The organism is Syntrophaceticus schinkii, from assembly GCF_000946815.1.
GTDB lineage: Bacteria > Bacillota > DSM-12270 > Thermacetogeniales > Thermacetogeniaceae > Syntrophaceticus > Syntrophaceticus schinkii.
The window spans coordinates 22,713-28,712 of sequence record NZ_CDRZ01000041.1; the positions used below are offsets into that span (position 1 = coordinate 22,713).

General features: G+C 46.0%; 6 protein-coding genes. All 6 read right to left on the reverse strand.

Going from position 1 to position 6,000, the window contains the following annotated elements; all coding sequences use genetic code 11:
• Positions 1 to 255: 255 nt before the first annotated feature.
• Positions 256 to 1,848 (reverse strand): ABC transporter substrate-binding protein, encoded by a 1,593-nt coding sequence (locus tag SSCH_RS03185; RefSeq protein WP_084710892.1) that lies wholly within the window; start codon positions 1,846 to 1,848, stop codon positions 256 to 258.
• Between the two features lie 312 nt (positions 1,849 to 2,160).
• Positions 2,161 to 2,904 carry an ABC transporter permease gene (locus SSCH_RS03190; RefSeq protein WP_044664213.1) on the reverse strand — a complete coding sequence of 248 codons (744 nt, stop codon included), beginning with the start codon at positions 2,902 to 2,904 and terminating at the stop codon, positions 2,161 to 2,163.
• A 2-nt stretch (positions 2,905 to 2,906) separates the two neighbouring features.
• A complete protein-coding gene (locus SSCH_RS03195) occupies positions 2,907 to 3,836 on the reverse strand; it encodes an ABC transporter ATP-binding protein (RefSeq protein ID WP_052835237.1) in 930 nt (309 codons plus the stop codon).
• Positions 3,837 to 4,407: 571 nt separating this feature from the next.
• Complete coding sequence (locus SSCH_RS03200) at positions 4,408 to 5,151, reverse strand: DUF4198 domain-containing protein (RefSeq protein ID WP_044664214.1); 744 nt, start codon at positions 5,149 to 5,151, stop codon at positions 4,408 to 4,410.
• 277 nt (positions 5,152 to 5,428) lie between these two features.
• Positions 5,429 to 5,749 (reverse strand): oligopeptide/dipeptide ABC transporter ATP-binding protein, encoded by a 321-nt coding sequence (locus SSCH_RS20725; RefSeq protein ID WP_052835238.1) that lies wholly within the window; start codon positions 5,747 to 5,749, stop codon positions 5,429 to 5,431.
• Positions 5,750 to 5,801: 52 nt separating this feature from the next.
• Positions 5,802 to 6,000: ATP-binding cassette domain-containing protein (locus SSCH_RS20730; protein WP_269746105.1), on the reverse strand; the 199-nt coding region annotated here is incomplete at its 5' end.

A 6,000-nucleotide genomic window follows, 5' to 3' on the forward strand; every position in this document is an offset into this window, starting at 1 on the left:
CACCTCCTCTCTTGAACAGACATTAATGCAAACCTCTTTTCCATTACAGTAAAAAACCACGAAGAATCACTCCTCGCTGCTGCGAGACAGTGACCTTCGTGGTCACGATGTTCAAAAACTACAATTTACCGTATAGCAACATCATTGTCAATTACAATCTTAATTAGTTATATTATACATAATAGTAATAATTCCTTCAAGGGGCAAATTCAATTATATTTTCCCCTTACTTATAAATGAGTTGCTATATTAGTGTCAATCCTCCCATTTTATCTCCCCTATCATGTTTTCCGTAACACCTATAGTAAACATGCCATAATGAGAGAATGGGGAGAAGTTCTTAACGTTTTTCTTAGCCGCAACGATGTGTTTCTGAAACACCACGGGGCATTCTATAACCAGATCATCGACAGCTCTTTTTTGCGCTGCTTTATATTTTGCTGCCGCTCCCTTGATATCATTTTTTGATTCCAGTTCCATTCCTTCCTCAATGAGTTTATCGATCTCCGCATCTATCAGACTGTGAAAACCTGTCAGCCCGCTTTTACCGTAAAAGTGATCATAGAGCATGGTGCTTGTACTGCCCCAAAAAATACCTCCAGAATCTAAACAGATATCATAATCTCCTTTTTCTAATAAAACCTCATTATATGCAGCGATCTCTAAAGCAGAAATATTCGTTTTAACGCCAAGCTCATTAAAGCTAGAAGAAATAGTCTCAGCAATACTCTTATACTGTTCGTCCGCAGCCCAATATACTAATTTTAGTTCCAGGTTTTTGCCGTCTTGATCCACATATCCGTCTTTATCGCTGTCTTTGTAGCCGGCCTTTTCCAGCATTTTTTTAGCTTCTTTAGGATTGAAGGAAATACCCTGATGTTCGCCTTCGATTGAATACAGCAGTTCTTTAGGGATCAATGAATAAGCGGGTTCAGCTGTTCCCTGATAGATCTCCTTGGCGATTTTTTCTCTATCGACTGCCATGCATAATGCCTTCCTAAAATCCACATTTTTCAGATATGACCTTTCAAAATTAAACATCAAAAATGGAAACCCCTTGAATCCTTTAAAAATAGTATATTCTTTTTCTAAATCCTTTAGGGATGGAATTGAGGGATACAAAGCCATATCAACATCTCCGGTTTTTAGTGCCATCACCCGGGTATTTTGATCGGGAACGGGCTTGAAAACCACCCTTTTGAAAAAGGGCTTTTTACCCCAATAATCATCATTGCGCTCTACAACAACATATTGGTCTTTGACATCTTCTTTAAACTTATATGGGCCCGTACCTACTATTTTCCCATTTTCAAAAGATTCGGGGTCAAGTCCAACCATTTGTCCCTGTGTCATTAAGTTCGGCAGAAAAGGATAGGGTTTCAGAGTTTTTACCTCTAATGTATATTTGTCAATGATTTTAAACGAATTTTTGTCAATAACCCCCTTAAAACGTTGAGCCATATATCCTGTTTTCAGCTTTTCAAGATGCACCATAAAAACATATTTAGCTGATTCTGCATCAAATTCTTTGCCGTTATGGAATTTTACACCCTCGCGTATTTTAAACTCGTAGGTTGTATCGTCTAATCTTTTCCATGAACTGACAAGCCCCGGCTGAATCTCCATCTTTTTATTAAGAAAGAGAAGCGGTTCATAGATCTGTGTAGCACCCCCTGCCCCTAGACCTTCAGGCGGCATTTTGCCGCTCGAATAACTAGCCATTGCGATAACCAGTTCCTCTTTCCCTTTACCTTCTTTTGAAGCGGGTTTTTCCCCGCAGCCAACCAGCGTAAGCATAAAAGCAATAATGAGAATCAGCGACATTAAGCATCTCACTGAACGACGCATTAAAACTATCCCTCCTTTTAATTAAAACTCTGCTTCAACTCTTTACACACTCAACATAATCAGCAATAAAGTTAACATCTCTATGATTCGCACTGTTTAAAGCAGATTGCATCTCTCACCTCCCCATAAAAAAACCACGCAGAATCACCCCTCGCTGCTGCAAGGCAGATGACCTTCGTGGTCAAATTCCATTTACCAATTAACATAATTGTTAATTATGATTGTGATTGCATAATTCTACAATAGAGTAATAATTCCTTCACAGATTTAGAATATTTTCTGAAAGTAACCTTCGCGGTCCATGATGTGACATTAGGACACTATTTTACGCTTAAAAACCTTAGCTGCGATTACTGCCGTTATCACTGCCAAAGCCCAAACATAGAGTAAGTGCAAAAGAGGGGTGCTGCTCCGCAAACCTTCCACAGCCTGGGTTAAGGGAATCAGTTCCAGCAGATAGCGGACCGCCTGAGGGAAGACATCCAGGGGAAAGAATACCCCGCACAGAAAGGAGATAGGGAGCAGAATCATGGTACCGGTAACGCTGAACAGGTGGGGGTCTTTATGGATCACACCGGTGATAATTCCTAAGGCGGCAAAAAAGACACCCAGCCCGGCGCTGAAGCCGATCAACCACCACAAGGCTACGGTCAGGCCGGGTACTACAAGCAGGGCCATCGCCACAAAGCAGCCCGCAGCAAAAAGCGAGATCAGGATGCTGGCAATGAGATAACCTGCCACCGCCTCCAGGGGGTAAATGGGGGCTACCATCATCAGCAGTTCCAGGTACTTGTCCACCTGCCGCGAGATCCAGACCTCGGTGCTGAAGTGGGTGTAACTCGCCTGCATCACTGAAATCATCAAGACACCCGGGAAAATATACTCAAAATAGGCAAGCCCTCCGGACTTGGTAAGCGCCCCCACCCCCAGGCCGAAACCAAAAAGATAAAGGGCGGGGGAAAGCAGGGTGCGCACTGTAAAATAGGGCAGGTGAATCAGGTAATCGTAAAGCACATACTCGCAAGTAACGCCGATGGAACGAATAGACCTGCGCAACCTTACTCACCCCTCCCGGTTACTTCTAAAAATACTTCTTCCAGTGATGCTTCTCTCAAGGAGATGTTCGAGGGTTGGAGCCTCTGACAGACCTTTTGAACCAGTTCACCAGCCAGCTGCGGTTGGTCGTCAAAGGCAACCTCTACTGTTGTTCCGCGCACATGGCAGTCCCGGACACCGGGAAGAGCACATAACCATTCTTGTTCCTCAGGAGTAGGGGAGTGTTTGAGATCCACAGTTAAAAACCTGGCTATATCAACATATTGGCGCAGTTCACCCGGCTTCCCTTCGGCAACCACCCTCCCCTTTTTGATAATCAAGATCCTGTCGCAGAGGTGTTCTGCTTCCTCCAGGTAGTGGGTTGTCAACAGGATGCTCTTTCCTCTGCTTTTTAACTCCATGATCATCTCCCAGAGTTCCCGGCGTGCACGCACATCCAGACCGGTTGTGGGCTCATCCAATAAAAGCAGGGGAGGGTCGTTGATCATCGCCCTGGCAAAGAGAATCTTTTTCCGCATTCCGCCGGAGAGGTGGTCGCCGTTTTTCTTGCGGTGCTCCAGCAGATCTGCCCATTCCAGAGAAAGCCGCGCTTTTTCCCACGCTGTCTTACGGGGCAAGCCGTATAGCCGGGCGTAAAAGTAAAGGTCCTGCTCAATATTGTAGTGGGCATTGAAGCTGAAATCCTGGGTGCAGACACCGAATAGACCCTTGGTCTTGATGGGGTTTGTCACCGCATCGATCCCTGCAATGTAAACCTGGCCTTTTGATGGCTGGTACAAGCCGGTGATGATCCTTAAGGTTGTTGTCTTACCCGCGCCATTGGGACCCAGAAAACCGAGCACTTCCCCTTCATTCAGGTCAAAGTTGAGGTCATCCAGCACCTTCTGGCTCTTAAAATACTTGGTCAGCCCTTTTACCTCCAGCACCTTCATTTACCAAACCTCCTCCGGAGAACAGTAGCAGCCATTCCCTCCCCTGGTCTTGTTAATCAGGCAATCCCCATAGCATGTAGAAAAGTATTCACAGGAACAACAAATCCCTTCATGTACTAGGAATATCTTCTTCCTAACCATCAATCTTTCACCCCCAAACAAAAAACCACGAAATAGTCTTACCCTGCTTCTGCAAGGCAGTGACCTTCGTGGTCATGTTGTCCAAGAATATTCTTATTTGCCGGATTAGATACACAATTGTTAATTGTATACTTTAATTCTACAATAAGTTGAGAGTTCCTTCACAAAAAATAAATTTTATTTCCTATGATATCTCTGAAAAGGTAATTCAAAAAAAGCGGCTCCACATGGAAACCCTCGCCACCCCCAATAATGGATTTGGCTCGGACGTCCTAAATGAAGCCGCCTGTCCCTAGCATACAATATAAATAACCGGCACCGCAATCAACAATATCAGGATATTATCACTCTCACAGCCATTTATAAGCCTATCTTGTCGAAAGCTTAGCGAAATAGCCATCTAGACGGCTATTTTCAGCCACATACAAGACTACTTTGTCACCAATAGATGCAGTGTGGCTGTATAGTTCCTGCGGTCATAGTACCCGTCCCTGGCATCGCCATTATCCGCGTACCTGACCAGTGCCAGATAGAAACCTGGTTTTTCAAAGGTAAAGGCGACTTTTCCTTCGCTGTCCGCATCCTTGAGCACAGGTTCCTCATTATCCTCAGCCATGCCGTTGATCATGGCCACCTGGGTGCCGGCCGCTGGTGATCCTTTAGCCCTGACCTGCAGTTCCATGGTATCCCCAGCCCTCCAGGGTTTCCAGGAGATAGGCAGCAGTTCCAGGTTGCATCCACCGGACTGTACCTCCCCTTCCAGGTCATGCCCAACCGGTATGATAGCGCTTGCATACTGAGTAAAGGCTACCGACTCCAGGGGGAACTCACAATCCTTTTTGGGTACATTCAGGTACTGGCCATCAACCGTTACCGTGGTAATACCATCCGCCTCCACTACCGGTCTGTAAAGGCCTGCTTGCTTAGGTGTAAAGGTGATCCGATATGCTGTCTCCTCTGGATCACCTATCTCCAGATCACTTTTCTTCCCATTGGGATCGACAAGATACGCTTTCAGTATCTCCTTCCTGCACAATCCATCAACCTTCATGTTGTGTCCCCATTTGAAGTAAACTTCTACAGGTGAACCGTGATGGCCATGACTGGATCTGAACTCCAGCCATCCCTCATGGCCATGGATCACCAGGTGTGTAGTGTCACGGAAATCATTCATTTCTCATCCTCCTGTCATTTTTAGAATTTTCCAAAAAGAATAACATTAGTCCAACCGTAAAATAAAGGTCAGAAGCCGGAGGTCTGAAATTACCAGGAACCATTTCCGCTGCTTCCTTAACATTACATGACTTCGGCCTCTGTTTTCATTTTCTGACAGTTATCATCCCCACACCCTACTGCCATCATCATCAAAAAGGCAGTGATGATCAATAAAACAACAACTTTTTTGCCCCTCACTCAAATCTCCCCCTCTACTCTTCATTTGGAAAATCCTATCACCTCTCAAACTGGCCCGCCAGATGGCATGCTACAAGATGCCCATCTTCCACCTCCCTCAATTCCGGTTCTTTCTCGCGGCAGATCGCCTTAACGCGCGGGCAGCGGGGATGGAAGCGACAGCCATCAGGTGGATTCACTGCATTGGGCGGCTCCCCATAGAGAATCTCACGCTCAAAATCCCCCTTGCGGACCTCTGGAACGGGAACCGCTGCCAGCAACGCCCAGGAGTACGGATGACAGGAGCGACTGGTGAAACCACCGGCATCCAGCACCTCCACTATCTTGCCCAGGTACATCACAGCAATCCGATCAGCCATATAGCTCACTGCAGACAGGTCATGTGATATAAAAAGATAAGCAAGGCCAAACTCAATCTTTCAGTTTCTTGAGCAGGTTCAAGATCTGCGCTCTAATGGAGACATCCAGGCTGGAAACCGGTTCATCGCAGATGATCAATTCAGGAGTCAGGGCCAGGGCGCGGGCGATATTGATGCGCTGGCGCTGCCCGCCGCTGAATTCGTGTGGGTAGCGAGAGATATGTGTAGGCTCCAATCCCACTGTTTCCAGG